Genomic DNA, 22,890 nt, shown 5'->3' on the forward strand with positions numbered 1-22,890 from the left:
AGATCCTAGAATCAAGCAACGGAGTAATGAGGGTTTCGGGTTATCCCGAACTCAGGTTAATTACCCACTGGAAGAAAGTTGAAAAGCTTCTGCTTTCTTGCACTAGTACAGTACTGCGGAAATAAACCTAACCTCTCAAAAGCGTAGACATCTATAAAAATAGGTAAGTAATTTGAAATTTAGAATTTTGCGTAGCGGTATTAACTTCTTGCTTCCAAGATAGTGTAATGCACCTAGCCAAACAACAATACAGTTAGACGATGAGAATCGGTTAATAAAATATATAAACATTAATTACAAAGATAATAAACTTCTTTCCTGGATTAAATGCATATAAGTTATTTTTTGTCAAGTTAAGTCTTTCATTTTAAGTGATTAAGCATTGGTGAGTTTGCTAACTTCACCGGATATTTCAGTTAAGTAAAGTCCAAAAACTACACTTGATGAATACCAGTAAATTTTGTTTACGATCTTGAAATGTATTTGTTATCCTTAAATAGCAAAGCTCAATCTCATCTACTAAGTGAGATATGCTAAGTAACTTGAGAATGAATTGTTAAAAATATAGCTAATAAATTTCTACGCTAATGAGTATTAAAATTTACAATTATTTTACTTAAAGCGAATCTTCAAGTAGGTGCCCAACCCACTATTTAAATTTTTTAGCTTGACTAGACAAAATAATTAATCGTCTGTAATGTCAAATCCTTTATGAATTGATTAAAATATCGTTGTATACAATAAGAAAAGTTTGTCAAGTTTCATAGGGCTGAAATCGCAACAGTGCGCTAACGTGTGAATAAGACCAAATTAGTTGCATCTAAATTGATCTGCTATCAGGCTGATTCCAACATTACCTCGACTCCTTAGTTTAGGTAACGAATGCACACAATTGTAGAGCGTCCCAAGACAAACACCATCATATTTGCTGTATCTACCTAGTGAGAACCTTGCTTTAGCTTCACGAACTGAGTACTTTATGAAGGAAATGTAAAAATACGTGCGCTATTGCTTCTCGCTTGAGTTAATATAAAATGCGCTGTTTCTAAGTAATTAATGTTGTGCATTGTACTTAGAATAGTTCATAAAGAGGTGTACTTACCTTTTAATGTAATGACAATGCCACTGCAATTCTAAAAAGTTTCAAACAAGATTTAAGGGCATGGCTACCATTTTGAAGTTCTTTTTGATAATAGTGGCTTTACTTCCCTTAAAGACTACAAGATTAAGACACAAAAAGAGTGCAATTTCTGTGAAACAGGCTACAATCGGAACAGTCTTTACGGAAAAAATCTACCAACAGTTATGTTTATTTGACTGTAGTGGTAAATTTTTTTCTCAAGACATGTCTTTTTTTAGACAAGTCAGTTAAAGGTAGTATGCGAGCACAATACGCATAGCCTTTACTAAGGTGAGTAAGTCAGCTACAACAGCGATTTCCACACTTAGTAATAAACTCCTCCAAAGGAGACGCAAAGTTTCCGAAAATATCTTAGGCAACCCAGCCAAAAAAATATTTTCGGTATCAAACTAGCTCGCTTAAAAAGAGCAGTAAACACATCTTGAGTAATTGATTCTGCAAGGAGCATGAGGAACGCGGCATGAACCAGGCTAACAACGTACTCGAAAGCATATATCAGCCTGACCTAGAAATGATAAATCAGCCTGAGCTCGAGTTAGATCCACTCTTAATCGACGATGAAGTCGATGAGGACTTACTGATCAACGATGAAGGCGAAATTGATGAGTTTTTAGAGCCTCAGTCTGATGAGGACGACGCAAAGTCTGGAAAAGCCGCTAAATCGCGTCGTCGGACACAAAGCAAGAAAAAGCACTATACCGAAGATTCAATTCGCCTTTACTTGCAAGAGATTGGCCGAATTCGTCTGTTGCGGGCAGACGAAGAAATTGAATTAGCGCGAAAAATCGCTGAATTGCTGGAATTAGAGAGGATAAGGGAAAAGCTTTCCGAACAGTTGGAACGCGATCCTAAAGATAGCGAATGGGCAGAAGCTGTGCAATTACCATTGTCAGCGTTTCGCTACAAACTGCATATTGGTCGCAGGGCAAAAGACAAAATGGTGCAATCAAACCTGCGCCTAGTAGTTTCAATTGCCAAAAAATATATGAATCGTGGCTTGTCCTTCCAAGATTTAATTCAAGAAGGTAGTCTTGGCCTGATTCGTGCCGCAGAAAAGTTTGACCATGAAAAAGGTTATAAGTTTTCTACCTACGCTACATGGTGGATTCGTCAAGCAATTACCAGAGCGATCGCAGACCAATCTCGCACTATCCGACTTCCAGTTCACCTATACGAAACCATCTCTCGGATTAAGAAAACCACCAAGCTACTTTCTCAAGAAATGGGTCGTAAACCCACTGAAGAGGAAATTGCTACTCGGATGGAAATGACAATTGAAAAGTTGCGGTTTATTGCTAAATCTGCCCAATTGCCTATTTCCCTAGAAACACCTATTGGAAAAGAAGAAGATTCCCGATTGGGCGATTTTATTGAATCCGATGGTGAGACTCCAGAAGACCAAGTTTCCAAAAATCTGTTGCGCGAAGACTTAGAAAAAGTACTTGACAGTCTCAGCCCCCGCGAAAGAGATGTACTCAGATTGCGCTATGGTTTGGATGATGGTCGCATGAAAACCCTAGAGGAAATTGGCCAGATTTTTAACGTAACTCGTGAACGCATTCGCCAAATTGAGGCAAAAGCACTCCGCAAGTTACGCCACCCAAATCGCAACAGTGTTCTCAAGGAATATATCCGTTAGTAATTAGTCAGTAGTTATTAGTCATTTGTTTGAGACAATTGACTAATAATTAAAAAAAATTATAAAAATAAAGAACCTGGAGATGTTTTCATCTCCAGGTTTTTCATTTGTAGCTAATTTTGTATTTTAATACTTAAAGCAAATACTGGATAGGTAGTATCGTTTGAAATTAGTGAAACAGTCTGATGGTAAAAGCTTTTAATTTAAAATTGCCAAGTACTATAAGCGTTACCGCAGGATAGCTCGACAACCTCAAATTTAAACTTGGTATTAAAGAATGCCCCAAAAATGTAAAAAGCCTTTACCAGAAAACAGTTCAATCAAAGCCGCTGCCAAAAAGCCAATCATTGCTAAGCGACCGTTCCAAATTTCTGCTTGTGGGGTAAAACCCCAGCGCCAAGCGTTACGATCTTCAACTATAGGAGCAGTAACTACTTTTGTTGCATTTGTCATGTTGGCACTCCAAACTGAGTTTACTAAGGGTTATTGCCTTATGTAAACTAATATAACAACTATTATCATAATTGCAACAAATTGTTTGTATTTTTGTTGCCAAAGCTTGACTAAGATAGTAGTAACTGATAATCAAGAAGCCTAAGATATCTATTTTTAACTTTTAAAAATAGATTTAGCTGTGTGAGACGTTGAGCGACAACCTGCAATATTTTATCTCCAATGGTATGGCTTAATGTATCGTTAATGGTTTTGAAACGGTCTAAGTCCAAAAAACATACAGCTGGGAAAGCCGCTCATTGAAGAGTAATCGATTAGGTAGATTGGTTAAAAGGTCGTGTAAGGCTTAATGGCGGATTTTGGCTTCTGCTAACTTGTGGGCAGTAACATCCCGAAAACTCCACACTCTACCAACGATTTTGCCCCCGATACGTTGCGGTTGAGAATAATGCTCGAAAACCCTGCCATCCTTAAATGCGATCGCATCATAAATCTGAATGTCTGGGTTCAAGTGTAATTCTCTAATAGTCTTAACTTAGATTTATAAACATAATATTTTTCTTCTTGCCTTATATATAGCAGTTATTACAAGCCTTTCTCAGTAGACTCATCCTGAATCTCAGACAATAATATTTGTTCTTATTTAATATTAAATTGGGTATGTAAATTCAAATGAGATACAGCAGAATTCAGGAGTTAGAATTCAGAAGTAAAACAGTCTTTATGCTTGGGTTTGGGGCTTAGGATCTGTACTTCACTAACTTGAAATTTGCTGTAAGGTTTCTCTGGCTTAACCTTCAATACTGACAAAGGCTAAATATTTACTGATACTAATTCTCCTGTACTTTCTGATTGCTTATTAGTGACAACTTGAAAGCGAAAAAGTATCAGTATTTACAGCAGAATGACGTAACTTCAGAATTAACAGTATTTCTCATCTATTTAAACCACAATCTTGCCTTCTTCTCTGCGCCTCAAGTATGTTTATGAGAAATAAAACATCTGTTTGATTTCTTTGAAATTAGCTGTAATCGTGGTAAGTATCCCAAAAAATGCAAATATCAAAAATATGCCTACAATTTTTAATTTTGGTAGGTCAATCCTATAAATTCGGACTATTGTGCTAGAGGCTACTTTTGTTGCTCGTTAACGAATGACGTTAAATTAACAACTGTATGTGCGAGCCTTGTTGATTTTTATTGACTTCAATGCGGGCTTGAAATGCTTCTTTGAGGTGGGGCATGTGGGTAACTGTGAGGATGCAAGCAAAATCAGATGCGATCGCATTAATCGCTGCAATCAAGCGATCGCATCCTTCTGCATCTTGAGTACCAAAACCTTCATCGATAATCAATAACTGCAACGCCGCCCCCGCGCGCTGCGCTAATAATTTCGCTAGGGCTAAGCGAATGGCAAAGTTAATTCTAAAAGCTTCCCCACCAGAGTAAGTTTCATAGGCTCTTGTCCCTCTAGCATCGGCAATCAAAATATCTAGAGTATCTATCAGCTTGACATTTTTCTTCGTTGATTTACCATTGCGTCCAGCTTTTTGAGTAATAAATTGTACATGAAGCTGATTAGCGCTGAGTCGTGAAAGAAGTTGATTTGTCTCGGCTTCCAGTTGGGGCAACACATTTTCAATCATCAGCGCTTGGATACCATTTTTACCAAACGCCTGCACTAATTCCTGATAAACGCGGTGTTGTTGCTTGCACGCTTGCAATTGCTGTTGCTGTTGTTCGTATTGAATTTGTAATGCTTCCAGTTGTACCGCTAACTGTTCTAAACGCCCTAACTTGGCTATTTGTTCATCTAGCTGTCGTCTGCGTAGTTGAAGTTGCTGCTCTAAGGCTTGAATTTGAGCAGTTGGGTTAGCAGTTTCTTCTAACTGCTCCTTAATACTTTCCATTTGGCTAGCGAGGGTTTGCCGTTCAGCCAATCTCGCAGTTTTGGCAGCCTCTAACTCTTGCGATCGCGCTTGAAGTTGAGGGTAATGCTGCTGGGCTGACAACATCTGTTGATAGCGCAACTGCCAAGATTGATTTTGCCTCACAGCCATCCGCAACTGATTGTGTTGCTCTGAACTGTAGCCGAGTTCTGTAATGTAGCGATCAAGGGCGGCAATTTGTTGGGCACAGTCAGAGTCTATTTGCTCTTTTTGGATTCTAGTTTGTAGTTGAGCAATAGCGCCTTGTAATTCTGGCTTGCGTGCTGCTAGTTGGGTTTGGCGCTTGATTGCGTCTTTAATCTGCCCTTGTTTAATTTCTGCCCACCGCCAGCGCTCAACTTCGCTCCGCGCTAGGGCGTGATCTTGATCATTGTAATTGAGTTGTTGCAGATATTGGTCTAGTTGCCGTAGTTCGGCTTGCTTGTCGGGAGCGTAATCACCTAATTGTAGCGATCGCTCTAAATGTTGTTTTTCCGCAGCAATTTGTTGTAGCTGTTGTTGAACATCGCTGGTAGCTTCCAACTGGGCGGCTAACTGTCCCCTTTGTTCGCGTAAAGTATCATAAGTTGCTAATTGCTGGGATATATCTCGATATTCCTTCCTAAGTACCTGAATTTCTTTGTCTGAGACAGCCATCTGTTCCCGGACTACCCAAAATTGACCCTGTGTATCTTTTAACTCTTCTTCAGTTTTTTCCACCACTCGATTCCAGTGATGTTCATCAAGGGGACGTTCACATAATGGACAAAGCGCATTCGGATTCTGGAGCATTTGCAGTTTTTGCTCTAGTTCTCCTAAGAGTTTTTCATAATCTCGTTGGTGCGCTTGTAGCCGTTCGATAAAGTGTCGTCTTTCCTGTCCTTTCTCCTGCACTCGTTGCAAATAAACCCGCTTTTTCTCCAATTCTTCAATTTGGATAGCCACATCCATAACTGCTTGTTGCAGTTGCGGTTGGCGATGTTGCTGGCGTTGTAGTTGGTTTTCTGTAGTTTCTAGCTGTTCGATACGCGCTGCCAAACTAGCATGAAACCGATCGAGTTGGCTTTGTAATATTGTCCGTTGTTGCAACAAGGGAGACACTTGCATTTGCAACTGATCCAGATGCGCCACCCGTTGACGCGCTGCGGCTAATTGTGCCAAACCAGCTTCTACTTCCCCAGATTTGGTCAGAGTTTGCTGAATTTCTCGCTCTTGTTGCTGCAATGCTTCTAATTGTGCTTGGGCTTGTTGCAGTTGTCGTTCAATTTCGTGAATTTGTTTGGTAAGCTGCTGTTGCTTTTGTTGACGATTTTGTTGAGCGCGGGTAAATTCTTCAAATTTGGTAGCAAAAGCTTCTTCTTGAGATTGCAGATTTTGATATTGAAGATATCCGGCTTTGATCTGGGCTTCTTGACTTAATATCTTTTCTAATTCTGCAATTTGACTTCTCACTGCTAACTGCTCTTGTTGGAGGCGATCGCAGTCTTGGGTAAGATTTTGGTATTGCTGCCTTACAAAATTCAGTTGTTCTACTTTTGTTTGGCGTTGGTGCTGCACAACTTGCAAACTTTGTAATTGAATCGTCTCAAAAGCTTGCACCTGTTGCAGTTGATTGAGTTCTGCTTCTAACTCTGCTGTTTGCGCCTGAGTAGTCTCACGTTGTTGTAGCTGAATTTTAATCGACTCTAAAGAACGCTCCAATTCCTCTGCCCGTGCTTTAAACTGACGAGACGATTCCTTTGCCCGTTCTTCCAAATCATCGTACTGATTGAGTTTCAATAACTCTGCTAAAATTTCTTTGCGTTCAGTAGGACGCTTGAGCATGAATTCATCTGCACGACCTTGACGCAGGTAGGCAGAGTTAATAAATGTATCGTAATCCAGCTTGATATGTTCTAAAATCAAATCTTGTGTTGCTCTGACACCTTTGCCAGTCAGAGGGCGAAAACCAGAGGGAGTTTCAATTTGAAATTCTAAGACACTAGTTCCACTCCGCACACGAGTGCGAATTACTCGGTATTTTTGCTGGTTACTTTGGAAAGTGAAATCAACCCGAACTTCTTTAGAGCCTGTATGAATTACATCATCTTCAGCAGCGGCACGGCTTTCACCCCAAATTGCCCAAGTGATCGCTTCGAGAAGGGAAGATTTACCCGCACCATTGGAACCACAAATACAAGCTGTATGCAAACCACGAAAATCTAAAGTTGCCTCACGGTAACTGAGGAAATTTTTAAGAATTAGTTGTACTGGGATCATTGAGGCTATTGCGCCACATTAACTTTTAATGATTAACAGTAAGGATGTACTTCTTGTTAGTTTAGCTATCTACATATCAGTATTCTAGTCTTGAAGACTTCAATTTTACAAAATTTAACAATATAATGAGCCGTTTTTTCTTGTTGACTGAAAGATTTTTGTCAAACTCAAAGAAAAATGAAACTTTACCTCGGTTGACTGAGGAGAAGATTGGCTAGTAGGGAAGGAGGAGATTTTTGATTGTTAACTTCTTTATCTGTCAAAGAAGCAGAGGGTAAAGAGGAATTCTTTTCCCCTAAGTCGTCTAGAGATAACTGGCTAAAGCTTTTGTCATTCACCACGAAAAATCAAATAAACCTCTGCTTGAGCCGCATAGACAGGAGTAGGAGAGGAAGCGTAACTGCAAATTCGATTTACCTTGGCTGTCTGCTGAGAGTTGACTAAAGTTTTTTCTCTTTACCACAAAAAAATTAAAATTCCCCAGATTAACCTCCAAAACTTGCCAAGTTGTCAACTGAGTTCATGGGGGATATAGAGGAATTTTCTGTACCAAGCTTTTCTTCCAAGAGTGGGAGCATTCGATTTTGTGATTAATCTTCAAAAATTTCAACCCCCACCAATCACTAAAACAGATGTGGCGCTAATTGCGATCGCTCTCTTTTAACCTAGACCGAGGTATTAACATACCTACGTATGTACCTACCGCAAATTTTGTCAGATCCAGAAATTGAGGACGACTTTTCTCGTCAATAATGGCGAGAGTCAGAGAACCAATCACCATAATTAGAGTTACGACAGCCAGCACTTCATCTCTGGAAGGAAATTTCTTGAACATGATTTACTCCTAAATCAGTTGATTGACTAAATCTAATGTCTCAACTAGTTATGGGAGATTTTGCTCAAACTTGGGCTGACATAGCCTAACATTTCCTTACATACGTATAATCTTTAATCTTTAGTTAGACTGGCTTTTAGAGGATAGTGAGATTAGCCAATGCAAGCATTACCGGGTGACTTTTTGACTCAAATGGCTCGCAAGTATGAGCTTTCGCCAGAGCAAGAGCAAGCTTTTGTTGAACTGTATAGTAGGGAAAATGAAGACGAACTAGAAGTTGCCGAAGCACTTCATATTTCTCCTACTGCCTTCCGTACTCGAATGACTGGGGTTTACAGTAAGTTCAGTATTAGTGGTAAAGGCCCAGGTAAATTTTATAGGCTGCACAATTTCTTGTTCAAGGAGTATCAGAAGTCTAATTCTTCTCAAGTTTCAGATATTCTCAAAAATGACATAGACATAAACGCCGTTGTGCAAGAGGTGCGCGAAAAGTTAAGACCTACTATCCAAGAACGCTGCGGCACAATGCGTGTGCTGGATATGACTCAGCCAATAACGTTAAATGATATCTACACCAGCGTCAATATATTAGAGAAAATCATTGGAAGACTACGGTTAGGAAGTGATGAATTATTGCAAGATTATACAAAAGAGGATTTTGAGCGCTTTGGTCTAAGCAAAATTACTCAAGAACGAGTGCCTGGTCTGAAAGCAGTTAATAAACATTCCAAGCTGATGATTTTGGGAAAACCAGGAGCAGGTAAAACTACATTTTTGAAGTATTTAGCAATTCAGTGTATTGAAGGTGAGTTTCAGGCTGAACGTGTACCAATTTTTGTCACCCTTAAACACTTTGCAGAAGCTGGAAACAAATTGGAATTACTTCAATACATTCATAGAGAAGCGATAAATAATATTTTTATAAGAAACAGCATTTTAGAGGCACAATTTATTTCAGATATTCAAGATGTAATAATTCATGGACAAGCATTATTTTTATTTGATGGATTGGATGAGGTTAGAGAAGAAGATAACAACCGTATCTTAAAGGAAATTCGTGAGTTTTCTGATAGGTTCCAAAATAATCATTTCGTGATGACTTGCCGTATTGCAGCGCGAGAATATACCTTTGAGAAGTTTACAGAAGTAGAAGTTGCAGATTTTGATGATGAACAAATTAATAGTTTTGCAACTAAGTGGTTTCAGAGTAAAGCTGTCAAACCGGAGACTTTTATCAAACTCCTTGATGATAATAACCGCATCAAACAACTAGCCGCAAGTCCTCTGCTGCTAACACTCCTGTGTTTGGCCTTTGAAGAGTCAGGTGATTTTCCTGCAAATCGGTCTGAATTATATAAAGAAGGATTAGATGCTTTATTAAAAAAATGGGATGCCAAGCGAGGAATTCAGCGCGAACAAATTTACAAAAAGTTATCAGTCCAACGCAAAGAAGATTTACTTAGCAAAATTGCCTTAACTACCTTTGACAACGGGGATTATTTCTTCAAACAGAAAATAGCAGAACAATATATTACAGATTATATTCGCAACTTACCAGGTGCTAATACTGATGAGGAAGCATTACAACTTGACAGTGAAGAAGTTTTGCGTTCAATTGAACATCATCATGGGTTAGTAGTTGCAAGAGCAAAAGGAATTTATTCATTTTCACATCTGACATTTCATGAGTATTTTACCGCTAGAGAATTTGTAGTTGTCAGACAGTCATCAGAAGAGGCGTTGCAAACTCTGGTTACCCACATTACCGAAAAACGCTGGCGGGAAGGATTTTTGCTAGCAGTTGGAATGTCACCAAATGCAGACAGGTTATTGCTTTTAATGAAAGAGAAAATTGATGTGCTTGTGGCTAGCGATCAGAGGTTACAACAGTTTCTTATGTGGGTTAAGGAAAAATCTCTTTCCCTTGAGTTTCCTGACAAAATACCAGCAATTAGAGCTTTTTACTTAGTCCTCGACCGCTCCCTAGATCGCTCCCTCGACCTATCTCTCGACCTCGGCCTCTCCCTCTCCCTCGACCGCGATCTCTCCCGCTCCCTCGAACTCGACCGCTCCCTCGATGGCTCCTTCGCAATAGCCTGCGCCCTCTCCCGTTCCCTCGCCCTCTCTCGCTCCCTTGATCTCGACCGCTCTCTTGGCCGCTCCTGCTCCCTCTCTCGCTCCCTCGATCCAGAACTTACGCATTCGCTACAACTACTTAGAGAACAACTTCCAGGCACAAAAGATGAGAAAAAGTATAAGACATGGTGGTCAATTAATGGTCAGAAGTGGAGAGAGCAATTAAAAAAAGTGATGATTAAATATCGCAATATTGGCCATGATTGGCAGTTCACTAATGAGCAAAATGAATTACTTCAGCAGTATCATGATGCCAATAAGTTGCTAGTAGATTGCTTAAATAGTGATTGTTATGTCAGCCGTGAAGTTCGACAGCATATAGAAGCTACCTTACTACTACCCATCGATGATCTTAAGAAGGACCAGCAGCAATAGTGAACGTTGAATTAATAAATATTTAGTGTTTTAGTCCTACAGTTAACTCAAATTTTCTATCTATTACCTATCCATTGCTAACAATTTTAATTTAAGATTATGCTTCCACTTAATCTTTATTTAATGGCTAGTTCTCAGGCACCTTCCAAGAACGCCCTTGACAATAGACATAACCATTTTTAATAGAGATACCAAACATTTGACGCATGATTTTGGCTGCTTCTTTCCTCTCTTCATCTGTCAAGTAATCTTCACCCTTAAAACCTGCGCGATAACGTTGAGGATTACCACCAGCATCCACATAACGCTGTTTACCTACTTCTAAAATTTCTTGGAACCTTGCATACTTTCGTTTTTGTTCTTCAGTCCAGTTCGCCATAATTACCAGTCCCAACTTGTTGGAACAATATCACCATTTTGCAAAATCATAGCAATTGGCAAGACTTGACTGGGAGTATTTATATACCAATTGCCACTCTCTTCATCATAGAAGGTATTCCCGAGTAAATCCAGAGTAGTAAGTGCGTTGACAATCAGGTATTGTGATTCGCTCGGTTCCATCTGTACCTATTCTATAAAATTGATTTGAGTAATTCTAAAGGTAAGAGAAAGCATTTCTTAACTCCTAGCAAATAAACATACAATATAAGTAAGAGTTCGCTACCAGTCTATTCCCTTCTATTTATGCGAACACAAAGTTGAGGAACAATATCGCTAACCTGAGCGTCACAACATATATAAATACTATTTACAAATTTATACCAACAGCATATTACCTGTATAAATCAGTAGCAAAACCTTAAGGAACAATCGTAAATACTCAGCGTCTTAACAGTACTTCACCTTCGGAATATCCCTATAGATAGTTCTAAAAATAGCCAGAAACAATCTCAGTAAATTTGCGTCATTAAATATCTCTCAGACATAAACGGAAACCCTACTATGACACGCCTTTATCGTTGGAAATCTGGAACTGCTGCACTGATGGCAATGGCAATTACCACAGGTGCTATTACCCCTCTATTTACCTCTGCTCCGGCTAGTGCCCAATACAATATTAACCAACCTCGAACAATTACTATTCCGTATAATGTAACGTTGCCTGTTACCTATGAGAAAGAGAAAGTGATTGTGAACCCAGGGGAAACTTACCTCTTACCCTGAAAATAGAAAGCGATATTATCGATAGAAACAGACAGGTATTGATTCCTCGTGGAACTGACGTTGTTGGTAGGCTAGAACCTGTAAACCTAGATGGAAGATATTCTAGCGATAGGAATAATAACAATAATAATAAAGGTGTGCGGTTCGTAGCCCAAGAATTAGTATTTGCCTCTGGTAAGCGTCAGACAATTAATGCAAGTTCTCGAACAGTTACACAAACTGAAAGAATCTCCAAGGGAACTGATACGGGAAGTATATTAACAGATGCAGCTATTGGTGCAGGTGCGGCCTCTGTAATTTCGCTAATTACAGGTAACCGCAAAATTGAAGTTTTAGAACCTATTATTGGTGCGGCGGCTGGTGCTGGAGCAAGTATACTGTTGCGTAAAAAACAAGCTGATGTCTTCGTCTTACGGCCTGAACAGGATTTAGATATTACTTTAAACTCTAGTTTGGTACTATCCCGCTACTAGACTTAACTCAATTTAAGTCGTGACTTTAATCATCCCCAATCTGCGATCGCCACCTTATTATATGTGTGCGATCGCTTAATTTTTGGCACGTTAAACAGTCTTATTCTTCAGCAACTATTTTATTCCTGTCTCGTCTTAATTATTCACTGAACTTTGGGCATACTAATTTAGAAGCAGAGTAGATAATAACTCAGGGGCGAATTACATGATTATCTATTCCCTTTTTTATTTTTATCAATGTTTTTAGTTGAATATATGACTTAAGTAATGGTTTATAAAAACACAGGATAATTGGGAACATCTTACTTGATAAATTGTCTAAGTAATTAACAGTAAAACAAATAATTGTATAGGAATTAAAATTCAATGTTTGCTTTAAATCGTTGGCAATCTGGAACAGCTACACTAATGGCATTGAGCGTCACAGTAGGTACTGTAGCACCCTTCATTACAGCTGCACCTTCTTTTGCTCAAACTACATTTTCTGACGTTTCATCTAATTATTGGGCAGCACAATTTATTCAACAGTTGTCACAGCGTGGTGTAATTGCAGGATTTCCTGATGGTAGTTTCCGCCCTGAAGAAGCGGTGACACGCGCTCAATTTGCCGCTATGGTCAACAAAGCTTTTCAAAAATCACAGCAACGGCAAGCAATCAATTTTACTGATGTACCAAGCAACTATTGGGCATACAATGCCATCCAGCAAGCCTATACCATCGGTTTCTTAGCCGGATACCCTGGTAATCGCTTTGAACCAAATCAAGTGATTCCCCGCCAGCAGGTTTTGGTTTCTCTCGCTAACGGTTTGGAATATAGTCCAAATAGTACTGTCGAAAGCACTCTGCAATATTTCAATGATGCTTCTAATATTGCTGACTATGCCCGTAGCCCTATTGCTGCTGCTACTGAAAAGCAAATTGTGGTCAACTATCCTAATGTGAAGTTTCTCAATCCTACAGCAACCGCTACGCGGGCACAGGTAGCTGCTTTTATCTATCAGGCTTTAGTTAGTTCCAATCAAGCCTCAGCAATTAACTCTCCCTATGTTGTGTCTGTTCAACCTACCACACCCACACCTGTGGCGGTAACAATTCCTCAAGGAACTGCTATCCCTGTGAAGTACGATAAGGCTGAAAAAATTCTTGTCACTAAGGATGAAACAGTGCCTTTGACACTGACAGTATCGCAAAATGTGGTTACGCAAGAAGGATCTGTAGTAATTCCTGCTGGTAGTCAAGTGATTGGTCAACTTAAACCCGCTCAAGGTGGTTCTCAATTTATTGCCCAAAAATTAGTTTTGACCACAGGTCAGGAATATCAAATTAACGCTACTTCTGAAGTTATTACCAAAAAAGAAACCGTTAATAAAGGTACAAGTACTGGTGCCATTATTCAGAATACTGTATTGGGCGCAGGAGCTGCGGCTGCGGTATCTGCGGTTACAGGCGATCGCGCTATTGCAACAGAAGAAGTATTGGGTGGCGCTGGGGTTGGCGCATTGATTGGGTTGTTCTTTGGGAAGAAGAGTGTTGACCTAATTGCAATCGATCCAAACACCGATTTGCAAATGACAATCAATCAAAACTTGTTGGTTTCGCTCAAGTAATCATTAGCCAATGGAGTCTGGACTAATTATTTACTTCTGGCAACCAAATAATAAACGTTGTTCCCGGTGAGTTCGGCGATCCGATTATGGAATTAATTGCAGGGCTAAAAACTTCAATATTGCCCTGCATTTGCTCTATTAACTGTTTGGCGATCGCTAACCCCAAACCTGTGCCAGGAATCTGTGTTTGCGCTTGTACACCCCGATAATGGCGTTCTCCAATATGTTCTAAATCTTCTGGAGGAATCCCGGGGCCTGTGTCACTAATAGCTATTCCCTGTAAATTATCTTTTTCTTGCCCCACCTGAATCAAAATCTTGCCACCAGCAGGAGTATATTTCAAGGCATTATCGATAATATTGCTTAATACCTCCCGTAACGCTTTGACGTTAGCGTGAACCAAGGGAAGGTTTCGAGGAATTTTAGTTATTAGTTGCAGATTGCGTTCTTGGGCAATTGCCTGAGCAGATCCTAATAATGGTGCTAATAAATCTGCTAAAGAACAGTCAGCTGCTTTTTCTCCTGTTCCTGGCAATAAAAGGGCTGGCTTTGGTTCTTTTTGGATAGTTGCTTCTACAACTACTTCGTTTTCTGGAAGTGAAAGAGGTGCTAAATCTGCTTCTGTTAACTCAATTACCTGATCGAACTGTTGCAGTAATTCTTGTAGGCGATCGCTTTCTCGAATTATATTGCCAGCCACATCTCGGTTAGGATCGCCCGAGCGTAATCGTTTGATCAGCAGTTTACCAAAGGTTCTGATTGCCGTTAGCGGGTTGCGAAACTGGTGCAAGAGGTTATCTAGCAAATCACGTTGCTGTTCTTGCAGAATTTGTTGTTGATGCAATTGCTGCTGCAACCAGGCTCGACGCTGATCTAAAATACAGGCGATCGCTAGGGTTTGGGCTATCCTCTGAATCTCGCTTTGTTCCTGTTCATTCCATGCCCGATCTTCCCTACCTGTCACTAGTAACCCCATCATTACACCCTCATGGATTAGGGGTAAAACAATTTGGTTTTCACTGAGTAAGTATTCTTCTGATGTCTCTGGCTCCTGTGATGAATTGGCAGTTTCTGCCCTGGCTGTCAATAATTTTCCTTGATGCTGGGGTAATGCCAAAACATTCCGCACCTTAAGTTGATTAGGTGTTTTTACCTCAGCAGTCCCCTCAAGTTGCCGTAATACTGCCGTCTCTGGATATACCACGACAGGAATCAGTTTTGCCTCCCCTGTTGGAGCCTCTACCAATTCTTGTGTTAAGTAGACAACACTTAACGATGCTCCTAGCCCTTGGGTTAACAGTGCTATTTGCTCTCGGCATAGAGCTACAAAATCAGAGCTGGCAGACATTAACATTTTTCAGATTTTGCTCAAGATATAGAATTTGAGGGTAGATTAAAGAAGAGGCTAATTTTTTCCTCGTTTATTTAATAAAGCTTAACTAAATCTTCTTAGTAATGGTTTGCCCCAGGGAATTATACATTCCCTAATTTTTATTTCTTTACTTTTAAAGATATTATTGGGGTTGTATCAAAAGCTTAAAAACAGTTGATTTTTTGAACTAGAACTTATATAATTACGACGGATTTTGTAGCTATCACTACAATCTATAGCTTGAAAGAGGAGGAAAATAGGTTGGCAAGGAGACGGAAACGGAAAAGTCGTCGTCGCCAAGAAGGGCGTCGAATCCTGGAGCACGTGCCTCAATATAGCATCGAAAGTGGCGAGGAAAAACCTGTTACAGCAGCAAGAAAATTTATTCAAGCTGAAGGAATCGCACCACCTGCATTGCTACTTGTAAAGCGGAACGAACACACCACAGACCGTTATTTCTGGGCAGAAAAGGGACTGTTTGGTGCTCAATACGTAGAAGAGAACCATTTCTTGTTTCCTAGCCTCAGGATCTTAGAAGCTCCTACTGGTCAGGAAACCCTAGCTTTAGCTGCTCGCTGAACTATAAGTGGTTATCTTACGCATTTATGTGGCTTCTGACAATCATTTAACTGGCAAAATTGCGTATCTTATGCGAAATTCCATTTTTTTTAGTTTGTAGCTGATTTGCCAGTAGAGCTAGTCCAGGTAATTGGACAATCAACTTGTTTTAAACCAAGCTTGTTTGCATGGGTTGATTTATAGTCTCATAATGCAGAAGGAAGTCAGCATAAAGCGAACAGTGTCTCAAAGCGGGAGCGACGTTGCACGTTCCTTCGGTAGATTGCTCAAGACGCTCTGTCAACAGCTATAGTTTTTCCCTACGATTTACCTCGTAGGGAAAATCAATATATTCTAGGTTGTATCTTCAGATCCCTAATATCTGTTTCCGGAAAATTTAGACAGAAGTCTGCATCTCATACTCAGGGATGTACAAAAAATTCAAAATTTATGCAATGGGTTTTAACTGTAGTGCCCTCTGCAACTCAATGAGTTCATCTCGATGGGCAATTACAGTAATTTTACTTGAGGAGTGTTGCTGATTCGGGGTTGCCTCCAGTTTGAGCGACACTTTCTCGAGCCTTCCAGCTTTTTTCCAATAAAAAATACCACTCAGGGGGGAGAGCAGTAGTATCCCTAAAAAAAGGTTACTAAGACTCGGAAAAAGCATTGACAAAACCAGTAATAGACAAACCAAACCAGCAAATGCCAGCAGTGTTAAGAACACAGCTAAAAACCAGCTTGGTTTAACAAACCCTTCAAAAGTCACTTGGTTTTGTGCTCGGTCTACCGCTGCCACTCGATAAGACCGGGAGCGAAAATACTCCTGTAGTTGAGGCATCAAAGTGGCTTCGTCTTGCTCAGATATCAGTTGTGCTGTCTGTGTGCGCTCTTTAGTTGAGGCACGAATAAAGAAAAACAGCCCAACCGACAATAACAAGGTTAGTAGCAATGTAGATGGCAGAATAGCAGTATCCATAACTAAAATAGTGACTATTTGATTGGAGGGGACTTATTCATTTCATTATCAATTATTCGTTAATTTGTTCTTTGATTGATGTACTCTAGCCAAAGCTGAGCCAAATCCTGCGATTGAACTTGCCATTCTGGAGAAACTTGGTACATCCGCCTGGGGCGTCCCCGCCCTTCGAGTTTCTTCCAGTACCCATTTATTGCCCTTTGGTCTTCGAGAAATTTGATCGCACTATACAGTACGGTATCCGAAAGCCGATAGGTTGGATATTCCGTCTCCAGTCGCTGGATCAACTCGGTTCCGTAAGATTCACCTTGTAGTAAAACATACAGAATGTAACAAACTGCTAGTTCCTGACAGAGGTAAGTTGGCGGAGGATTCTCAAAGAATTGATATATATCCTCAAGTTTCATGGTTAGTGAATGGCTAAAAAATGCCTTAGGGTGAGATCTACAATGCTTGTAGTCAGTATATAAAGATACTTATACCTAAGTAAGTATATAACGCTACTTAGGCATAATTTACAAAGCGTAGACATCCTAAAGATGTCCCACGCTAGTTGAAGTTGTAGGACGAGTGTGTGAGTTTCAGGGAAACAGAACATGCATCCCTGCCCAAGCTCAAGACGGTGTGGTGAGGAGCGATTTAAGATATTGGCAAAGCCAATGCCTTAGTGTCAAGTGATGCCGAGCTGGTTAGAACTGCTTAAGCATAAGATGCCATCGAAGAAATTTTACAGGTAAAATGCGATTTTGTCTGTAAAAGTTAATAAACACTTTTTTTACAATGATTATCCCAGTGCAAACCGTAGAATATGGGGTGCAGGGGAGATAAGCCAGAGAAGGAGACACTGGGACTGCGGGAAAATAATAAATTACTTATACCAAATTTCCCATGTCCTATGCCCCATACTCTATGCCTAATCTCTTTTGAAGCGCCTAGCATAATTATTGGTGATTTAGTATGTCACAAAACCCCGACATCACATCGTCTTCCTCTACTCTTCGGGCAATTGGCCAGAAGTTTCGCCTTATAGGTTGGATTAGTTTTTGGATTCAATTAGTACTGGGCGTAGTTTCTACTGTGATTCTGTTGTTATTTGCCATCTCCAGCCAAAGACCTGGCAGTGCAGGTAATAATGCGGGAGCAGGATTTGGCATTTTTTTAGCAATTTGTGGACTTGTAGCCTTAGGTGTAGGTATTTATTTGGCTTTCCGTTACACCAGATTAGGCGCTCAACTACTATCTGCTAATCCCAACAACCGACCGCGTAAAAGCGAAACTGTACAAGTATTGCGCTTAGGAGTGATAGTAAATTTGCTAGGAATATTATTGACTCTTTTAGGGGCACAGGCGATCGTTGGGACTCTAGCCGCAAGGGCTATTACCCAAACTCAAATTTTCTTTTCTCCTCAAGGTAACCAACCATTCATTAGTGGCTTAGATATGTTTGTAGTGCAGGCAAATACCAATACTGTAATGGCTCACTTTGGTGGGCTAATTGCCTCTCTTTGGCTCCTTAATCGAATTACTAAACCTTAAAACTTTAACCAAAGAAGATGTGGCAAGTGCCCGCAGGAACGCCAACAGGTTGCAGACAATTTTTTCAGTGTTCTTGTGTGGAATTTTTAGAGCATCATCGGTTTGATAACCTAGAGCATTTGTTAGGGCTGATGCAATATTTCAAAGAATCAGGAACATAAAAAGAAATTTGTTGTATCCTAACATTGGCAAGATTTGCAGAGCGAAATTTTTGTATTGCAATTCCTGTCATGACACGCCAAAATCAGTATATGCTGATGTGTTGGCAGGAAATACTAGGCAAAAGATCAAAGAAAAATCTGTGCTGGATATTAAGCAAATAAGAGAAAATCCCCAATTAGTTCAGGAGCGCTTGAATAGCCGTAGTGGTAAATACGATATTCAACCAATATTAGAGTTAGATCAAAAGCAACGAGAATTGGAGGCTACACGCAATCAACTCCAAGCTCGAAGCAATGAAATTGGTAAAATCGTTGGGCAAAAGATTAAATCTGGAATCAATCCTCAGTCCCCAGAAATTCAGTCGTTGCGAGATGAGGGTAACTCCATCAAAATTCAATTGGGCGAACTGGAACCACAAGAAAAAGCGTTCAAAGCTGAAATTGAACAACTGGTGCTTGCACTCCCCAACTTACCTAGCGACTTTACACCCATTGGCAAAAGTGAAGAAGAGAATGTAGAAGTCCGACGGTGGGGTGATGAATATATTCCTCAGAACCAGAATATTCTCCCCCATTGGGAAATTGGCGAAAAGCTGGGTATTCTGAATGTGGCACGGGCTGTCAAAATTGCTCAAAGTCGCTTTGTGAACCTCATCGGTGCTGGTGCGGCGTTGGAGAGGGCCTTAATTCAATTTATGCTGGCGCGTCAAATTGAAGCTGGTTATTTAGAAGTCAGTCCGCCGATTTTGGTAAATAGCGAATCCTTGACAGCAACCGGTCAATTACCCAAGTTTGCTGAAGACAGCTTTAAATGTGCTGATGATGATTTGTGGTTAATTCCGACAGCAGAAGTTCCGGTTACCAACCTCTACCGGGGAGAGATTCTCACTGCGGAAGATTTACCTATTTACCATTGCGCTTACACTCCCTGTTTTCGCCGCGAAGCTGGTAGTTATGGGCGAGATATGCGGGGATTAATTCGCTTGCATCAATTCAATAAAGTAGAATTGGTGAAATTTGTCCATCCCAGCACTTCTTTTGAAGAACTAGAAAAACTCGTGGGGAATGCAGAAGCTATTTTACAAGCGTTGCAATTACCTTACCGAGTCATCAACTTATGCACTGGGGATTTGGGATTTTCTTCTACCAAAACCTATGATTTAGAGGTTTGGCTACCCTCTTCTGGAAAATATCGGGAGATTTCCAGCTGTTCCAATTTTATAGACTTCCAAGCACGAAGGGCTGACATTCGCTTTAAGGAAGCAGGGAAAAAAGGTACACAGTTTGTGCATACCCTAAATGGTTCAGGCTTGGCTGTGGGACGCACAATGGCGGCAATTCTGGAGAATTATCAACAACCGGATGGAACAGTGCGGATACCAGAAGCACTGCAACCTTATTTAGGGCGTGAAGTATTGTAATCCTTTGAAAAGGGAATAGATAACAGGCGTCAGTCTTTGACTAATGACTTATAACCAATGACTAGTGAATATTTACCTCAAGAGGGAAAATATCCTATTCAGGCAAATCAAGGCCAATGCTAGCCAATGACGCATTTTAGAATAGAGATAGGTATATAGCTTAATATCTTTTTTGATCTATGTCAGTTTTAGCAGCGATCGCAGTCTTGGCTGTTTTGATCTTGGTACACGAACTAGGACATTTCATTGCAGCACGTTCTCAGGGCATTCATGTTAATCGGTTTTCTCTAGGTTTTGGCCCGGTTCTTTGGAAATACCAAGGTCCAGAAACCGAATACGCTATCCGCGCTTTTCCTTTAGGGGGCTTTGTTGGTTTTCCCGATGATGACCCAGATAGCGATATTCCCCCCAATGACCCAAATCTGCTGCGTAACCGTCCCATATTAGACCGGGCGATCGTTATTAGTGCGGGTGTGATTGCAAATTTAATATTTGCTTATTTGTTGCTGGTAGGACAGGTCAGTGTTGTTGGTGTCGGACAAGCCAGCCAACCCGGAGTCTTAATCCAACAGTTAGCACCAGAAGTTAGTTCTGTAGCAGCTAACGCTGGCATTAAGCCAGGAGATGTCATTGTAGGGGCTAATCAAAGAGAATTTGGTACTTCTCTGCAAGAGATAGAGGCTTTTAGAGAGTTAATTAAAACTAGTGCAGGTAAGCCAGTTCAACTGGAAATTGCCCGTGGTGACCAAAAGCTATCTTTAAACGTGGTTCCGGATGCCAAATCCAATGGAGGTACGATTGGGATTGGACTTTCTCCCAACGGCAAAGTTGAGCGTCGTCGCATTGCTAATCCTGTAGAAGCATTGTCAGTTGGTGCTACAGAATTTCAGCGCATTGTACTGATGACATTTAAAGGTTTTGGGCAACTAATTACTAACTTTGGTGAAACCGCTAGCCAAGTAGCTGGCCCAATTAAAATTGTGGAAATTGGTGCTAACATTGCCCAAAATGATACAGGCAGTTTGTTCTTCTTTGCCGCACTAATCAGTATTAACTTGGCCATCATCAACATTTTGCCTCTACCCGCTTTAGATGGAGGACAACTGGCTTTTCTGTTGATTGAAGGTTTACGCGGTAAGCCCTTACCTACCAGAATTCAAGAAAGTGTCATGCAAACTGGTTTGGTGCTACTGTTAGGGCTAGGAATTTTTCTGATTGTTAAAGAAACTACTCAGTTAACAACACAGTTGGAGTGGGTACAAAAATTGTTCCAGTGACCATTACTCGCAAACCGTCATCTAAAAAGCAACGGGCGCTAGAGATTCTTAATCGTTTGAAGCGACTTTATCCAGACGCAACTTGCTCTTTGAACTACTCAACACCCGTGCAGCTTTTGGTGGCAACAATTCTATCAGCACAGTGTACTGATGAACGAGTGAATAAAGTCACGCCAGCTTTATTTACTCGCTTTCCCGATGCCGCGAGTTTGGCAAATGCTGACTTAGCAGAGTTAGAAGAGTTGGTGCGTTCTACAGGGTTTTATCGCAATAAAGCCAAAAATATTCAAGCTGCTTGTCGGATGATTGTCACCGAGTTTGATTCTGTAGTTCCCAAAGAAATGGCCCAACTGTTACGGCTTCCGGGTGTAGCGCGCAAGACAGCTAATGTAGTTTTGGCTCATGCTTATGGGATTAATGCTGGAGTGACAGTTGATACTCATGTAAAACGCCTCAGCAATCACTTAGGTTTAACAAAACATACAGACCCCGTTCAAATTGAGCAAGATTTAATGAAGTTATTGCCACAAGCAGATTGGGAAAATTGGTCAATTCGATTGATTTATCACGGGCGTGCCATCTGTAAAGCCCGTTCTCCCTTATGTGTCGCTTGTGAATTGGCAGATTTGTGCCCAGATGCTAATAAGCCAACGGCGGTAGGCTAAGCTATATTAGCAGCCCTAGAATTGTTAGGAATAAAGGCTAAACACTTGTCCTAACTGTAGAATGGAAAATGCTGTCTTTAAATAAATTAGAGAATGTATGGCCAAAAAGAGCATGATTGAGCGCGAGAAAAAACGCGCCAAAATGGTAGAAAAGTATGCTGAGAAGCGAGAATCGTTGCAGATAGACTTCCAAAACGCCGAATCGCCCCTTGACAAGCTAGAAATTCACCGGAAAATTCAACAACTACCCCGTAACAGCGCACCTAGCCGTCGCCGTAACCGTTGCTGGGTAACCGGTCGTCCTAGAGGTGTTTATCGTGACTTTGGGCTGTCTCGGAACGTTTTGCGGGAATGGGCACACGAAGGACTTTTGCCTGGAGTGGTTAAGTCTAGCTGGTAGTCATTAGTCATTGGTCATTGGTCATTAGTTATTCACTAAGGACAAAGGACAAAGCGCAAAGTCTGAGCGGAGGCGTCCTCCGATCAGAACTTTGTAAGAGAGGACAAATGACAAATATTATTGACCGCAACACCGATCAATTCCCAGACTTTCTAAGAGTAGATCGCTGACAGCGTTAGCGATCGCAAACTCTCCATAAAAGCTTTTGGAAAAATCAAAGGCCTGCATCTCTGTAACAATAGCAATTACCAGAGAGCCGAGGTCGTTTTCTCCTTCCATGCGTTGGCGCATAAAAATCTGGGCGGCGCGTTGGGCAATTTTTTGATTGACTATTTCTGGGAGAAATTCTGCATCCAGCCACCGCAGCAGGCGTTGTTGCAGCCATTCGCCTTCAAGCTGGGGATTTTTAGATGGTGGTAGGGTGATGGGTGGAATTGGTTCTGTCATCTGTTTGATTTGAAACGCTGAGGAACGCAAAGAGAAATCGTGAGGAACGCAGAGGATGACTGTT

General features: G+C 40.7%; 19 protein-coding genes and 2 pseudogenes. 10 read left to right on the forward strand and 11 right to left on the reverse strand.

All coding sequences use genetic code 11. The annotated features are described in order from the left end of the window. Positions 1-1,601 precede the first annotated feature (1,601 nt). Positions 1,602-2,780, forward strand: a complete 1,179-nt coding sequence (gene rpoD / locus BV372_RS18050; protein WP_086687876.1) for an RNA polymerase sigma factor RpoD — start codon at positions 1,602-1,604, stop codon at positions 2,778-2,780. Between the two features lie 270 nt (positions 2,781-3,050). Here the strand turns inward: rpoD and BV372_RS18055 are convergent, their stop codons facing one another. The 5 genes and pseudogenes from BV372_RS18055 to BV372_RS18070 all read right to left on the reverse strand — a co-directional run bounded on the left by BV372_RS18055 (position 3,051) and on the right by BV372_RS18070 (position 8,254). Beyond that, positions 3,051-3,233, reverse strand: a complete 183-nt coding sequence (locus tag BV372_RS18055; RefSeq protein ID WP_086687877.1) for a chlorophyll a/b-binding protein — start codon at positions 3,231-3,233, stop codon at positions 3,051-3,053. A gap of 185 nt (positions 3,234-3,418) precedes the next feature. After that, a pseudogene (locus BV372_RS38395) lies at positions 3,419-3,579 on the reverse strand (diguanylate cyclase domain-containing protein); the annotation flags it as partial. After that, entirely contained in the window at positions 3,580-3,744 is a 165-nt protein-coding gene (locus BV372_RS38400; protein WP_179198137.1) for a hypothetical protein, read from the reverse strand. It lies immediately after the preceding pseudogene. Positions 3,745-4,392: 648 nt separating this feature from the next. Further along, positions 4,393-7,419 (reverse strand): exonuclease subunit SbcC, encoded by a 3,027-nt coding sequence (gene sbcC / locus BV372_RS18065; RefSeq protein ID WP_086687878.1) that lies wholly within the window; start codon positions 7,417-7,419, stop codon positions 4,393-4,395. 640 nt (positions 7,420-8,059) lie between these two features. Beyond that, positions 8,060-8,254 (reverse strand): hypothetical protein, encoded by a 195-nt coding sequence (locus tag BV372_RS18070; RefSeq protein ID WP_086687879.1) that lies wholly within the window; start codon positions 8,252-8,254, stop codon positions 8,060-8,062. 159 nt (positions 8,255-8,413) lie between these two features. Between BV372_RS18070 and BV372_RS18075 the strand changes: the two genes are divergently transcribed. Beyond that, complete coding sequence (locus BV372_RS18075) at positions 8,414-10,765, forward strand: NACHT domain-containing NTPase (RefSeq protein ID WP_086687880.1); 2,352 nt, start codon at positions 8,414-8,416, stop codon at positions 10,763-10,765. A 127-nt stretch (positions 10,766-10,892) separates the two neighbouring features. On the opposite strand, the gene BV372_RS18080 is transcribed toward BV372_RS18075, so the two are convergent. Both BV372_RS18080 and BV372_RS18085 read right to left on the reverse strand, forming a co-directional pair. Continuing rightward, positions 10,893-11,144 carry a hypothetical protein gene (locus BV372_RS18080; protein WP_086687881.1) on the reverse strand — a complete coding sequence of 84 codons (252 nt, stop codon included), beginning with the start codon at positions 11,142-11,144 and terminating at the stop codon, positions 10,893-10,895. A 2-nt stretch (positions 11,145-11,146) separates the two neighbouring features. After that, positions 11,147-11,326: a hypothetical protein gene (locus tag BV372_RS18085; protein WP_086687882.1), complete on the reverse strand. Its 180-nt coding sequence runs from the start codon at positions 11,324-11,326 to the stop codon at positions 11,147-11,149. A gap of 381 nt (positions 11,327-11,707) precedes the next feature. On the opposite strand from BV372_RS18085, the pseudogene BV372_RS18090 reads away from it, so the two are divergent. Both BV372_RS18090 and BV372_RS18095 read left to right on the forward strand, forming a co-directional pair. Then, a pseudogene (locus BV372_RS18090) lies at positions 11,708-12,402 on the forward strand (conjugal transfer protein TrbI). Positions 12,403-12,768: 366 nt separating this feature from the next. Further along, on the forward strand, positions 12,769-14,010 hold the full coding sequence (locus BV372_RS18095; protein WP_086687883.1) for an S-layer homology domain-containing protein: 1,242 nt from the start codon (positions 12,769-12,771) through the stop codon (positions 14,008-14,010). Positions 14,011-14,032: 22 nt separating this feature from the next. Here the strand turns inward: BV372_RS18095 and BV372_RS18100 are convergent, their stop codons facing one another. Next, positions 14,033-15,364 carry a GAF domain-containing sensor histidine kinase gene (locus BV372_RS18100; RefSeq protein ID WP_086687884.1) on the reverse strand — a complete coding sequence of 444 codons (1,332 nt, stop codon included), beginning with the start codon at positions 15,362-15,364 and terminating at the stop codon, positions 14,033-14,035. A gap of 279 nt (positions 15,365-15,643) precedes the next feature. Between BV372_RS18100 and BV372_RS18105 the strand changes: the two genes are divergently transcribed. Next, positions 15,644-15,961 (forward strand): DUF3155 domain-containing protein, encoded by a 318-nt coding sequence (locus tag BV372_RS18105; protein WP_086687885.1) that lies wholly within the window; start codon positions 15,644-15,646, stop codon positions 15,959-15,961. A gap of 427 nt (positions 15,962-16,388) precedes the next feature. Here BV372_RS18105 and BV372_RS18110 read toward each other — a convergent pair whose 3' ends face one another. Then, positions 16,389-16,919, reverse strand: a complete 531-nt coding sequence (locus tag BV372_RS18110; protein ID WP_086687886.1) for a cofactor assembly of complex C subunit B — start codon at positions 16,917-16,919, stop codon at positions 16,389-16,391. Positions 16,920-16,978: 59 nt separating this feature from the next. Beyond that, on the reverse strand, positions 16,979-17,326 hold the full coding sequence (locus tag BV372_RS18115; protein WP_086687887.1) for a PadR family transcriptional regulator: 348 nt from the start codon (positions 17,324-17,326) through the stop codon (positions 16,979-16,981). A 550-nt stretch (positions 17,327-17,876) separates the two neighbouring features. Here BV372_RS18115 and BV372_RS18120 point away from each other — a divergent pair. The 5 genes from BV372_RS18120 (at position 17,877) to rpsN (ending at position 22,379) form a co-directional block, all read left to right on the forward strand. Beyond that, positions 17,877-18,455: a DUF3611 family protein gene (locus BV372_RS18120; protein ID WP_086687888.1), complete on the forward strand. Its 579-nt coding sequence runs from the start codon at positions 17,877-17,879 to the stop codon at positions 18,453-18,455. 301 nt (positions 18,456-18,756) lie between these two features. Continuing rightward, a complete protein-coding gene (gene serS / locus BV372_RS18125) occupies positions 18,757-20,037 on the forward strand; it encodes a serine--tRNA ligase (RefSeq protein WP_086687931.1) in 1,281 nt (426 codons plus the stop codon). Positions 20,038-20,216: 179 nt separating this feature from the next. Beyond that, positions 20,217-21,314, forward strand: coding sequence for an RIP metalloprotease RseP (gene rseP / locus BV372_RS18130; RefSeq protein WP_086687889.1), 1,098 nt, complete (start codon positions 20,217-20,219; stop codon positions 21,312-21,314). Continuing rightward, positions 21,290-21,979, forward strand: coding sequence for an endonuclease III (gene nth / locus BV372_RS18135; protein ID WP_086687890.1), 690 nt, complete (start codon positions 21,290-21,292; stop codon positions 21,977-21,979). Before rseP ends, nth begins: the two co-directional genes overlap by 25 nt. Before the next feature lie 97 nt (positions 21,980-22,076). Continuing rightward, the gene (gene rpsN, locus BV372_RS18140; RefSeq protein WP_086687891.1) at positions 22,077-22,379 is read left to right on the forward strand and encodes a 30S ribosomal protein S14; all 303 of its coding nucleotides are present in this window, start codon (positions 22,077-22,079) and stop codon (positions 22,377-22,379) included. Positions 22,380-22,496: 117 nt separating this feature from the next. Here rpsN and BV372_RS18145 read toward each other — a convergent pair whose 3' ends face one another. Then, the gene (locus tag BV372_RS18145) at positions 22,497-22,826 is read right to left on the reverse strand and encodes a hypothetical protein (RefSeq protein WP_086687932.1); all 330 of its coding nucleotides are present in this window, start codon (positions 22,824-22,826) and stop codon (positions 22,497-22,499) included. Positions 22,827-22,890 lie beyond the last annotated feature (64 nt).

Origin of the sequence: Nostoc sp. T09 (genome assembly GCF_002154695.1) — a bacterium.
GTDB lineage: Bacteria > Cyanobacteriota > Cyanobacteriia > Cyanobacteriales > Nostocaceae > Aulosira.

Excerpts from the sequence above, each read along its gene's own strand:
- rpoD (WP_086687876.1), top strand. The coding sequence starts at position 1,602 with ATGAACCAGGCTAACAACGTACTCGAAAGCATATATCAGCCTGACCTA.
- BV372_RS18100 (WP_086687884.1), bottom strand. The coding sequence starts at position 15,364 with ATGTTAATGTCTGCCAGCTCTGATTTTGTAGCTCTATGCCGAGAGCAA.
- rpsN (WP_086687891.1), top strand. The coding sequence starts at position 22,077 with ATGGCCAAAAAGAGCATGATTGAGCGCGAGAAAAAACGCGCCAAAATG.
- BV372_RS18080 (WP_086687881.1), bottom strand. The coding sequence starts at position 11,144 with ATGGCGAACTGGACTGAAGAACAAAAACGAAAGTATGCAAGGTTCCAA.
- BV372_RS18115 (WP_086687887.1), bottom strand. The coding sequence starts at position 17,326 with ATGAAACTTGAGGATATATATCAATTCTTTGAGAATCCTCCGCCAACT.
- BV372_RS18070 (WP_086687879.1), bottom strand. The coding sequence starts at position 8,254 with ATGTTCAAGAAATTTCCTTCCAGAGATGAAGTGCTGGCTGTCGTAACT.
- BV372_RS18095 (WP_086687883.1), top strand. The coding sequence starts at position 12,769 with ATGTTTGCTTTAAATCGTTGGCAATCTGGAACAGCTACACTAATGGCA.
- BV372_RS18110 (WP_086687886.1), bottom strand. The coding sequence starts at position 16,919 with ATGGATACTGCTATTCTGCCATCTACATTGCTACTAACCTTGTTATTG.
- BV372_RS18145 (WP_086687932.1), bottom strand. The coding sequence starts at position 22,826 with ATGACAGAACCAATTCCACCCATCACCCTACCACCATCTAAAAATCCC.
- BV372_RS18085 (WP_086687882.1), bottom strand. The coding sequence starts at position 11,326 with ATGGAACCGAGCGAATCACAATACCTGATTGTCAACGCACTTACTACT.
- rseP (WP_086687889.1), top strand. The coding sequence starts at position 20,217 with ATGTCAGTTTTAGCAGCGATCGCAGTCTTGGCTGTTTTGATCTTGGTA.
- BV372_RS18075 (WP_086687880.1), top strand. The coding sequence starts at position 8,414 with ATGCAAGCATTACCGGGTGACTTTTTGACTCAAATGGCTCGCAAGTAT.
- sbcC (WP_086687878.1), bottom strand. The coding sequence starts at position 7,419 with ATGATCCCAGTACAACTAATTCTTAAAAATTTCCTCAGTTACCGTGAG.
- BV372_RS18055 (WP_086687877.1), bottom strand. The coding sequence starts at position 3,233 with ATGACAAATGCAACAAAAGTAGTTACTGCTCCTATAGTTGAAGATCGT.
- BV372_RS18120 (WP_086687888.1), top strand. The coding sequence starts at position 17,877 with ATGTCACAAAACCCCGACATCACATCGTCTTCCTCTACTCTTCGGGCA.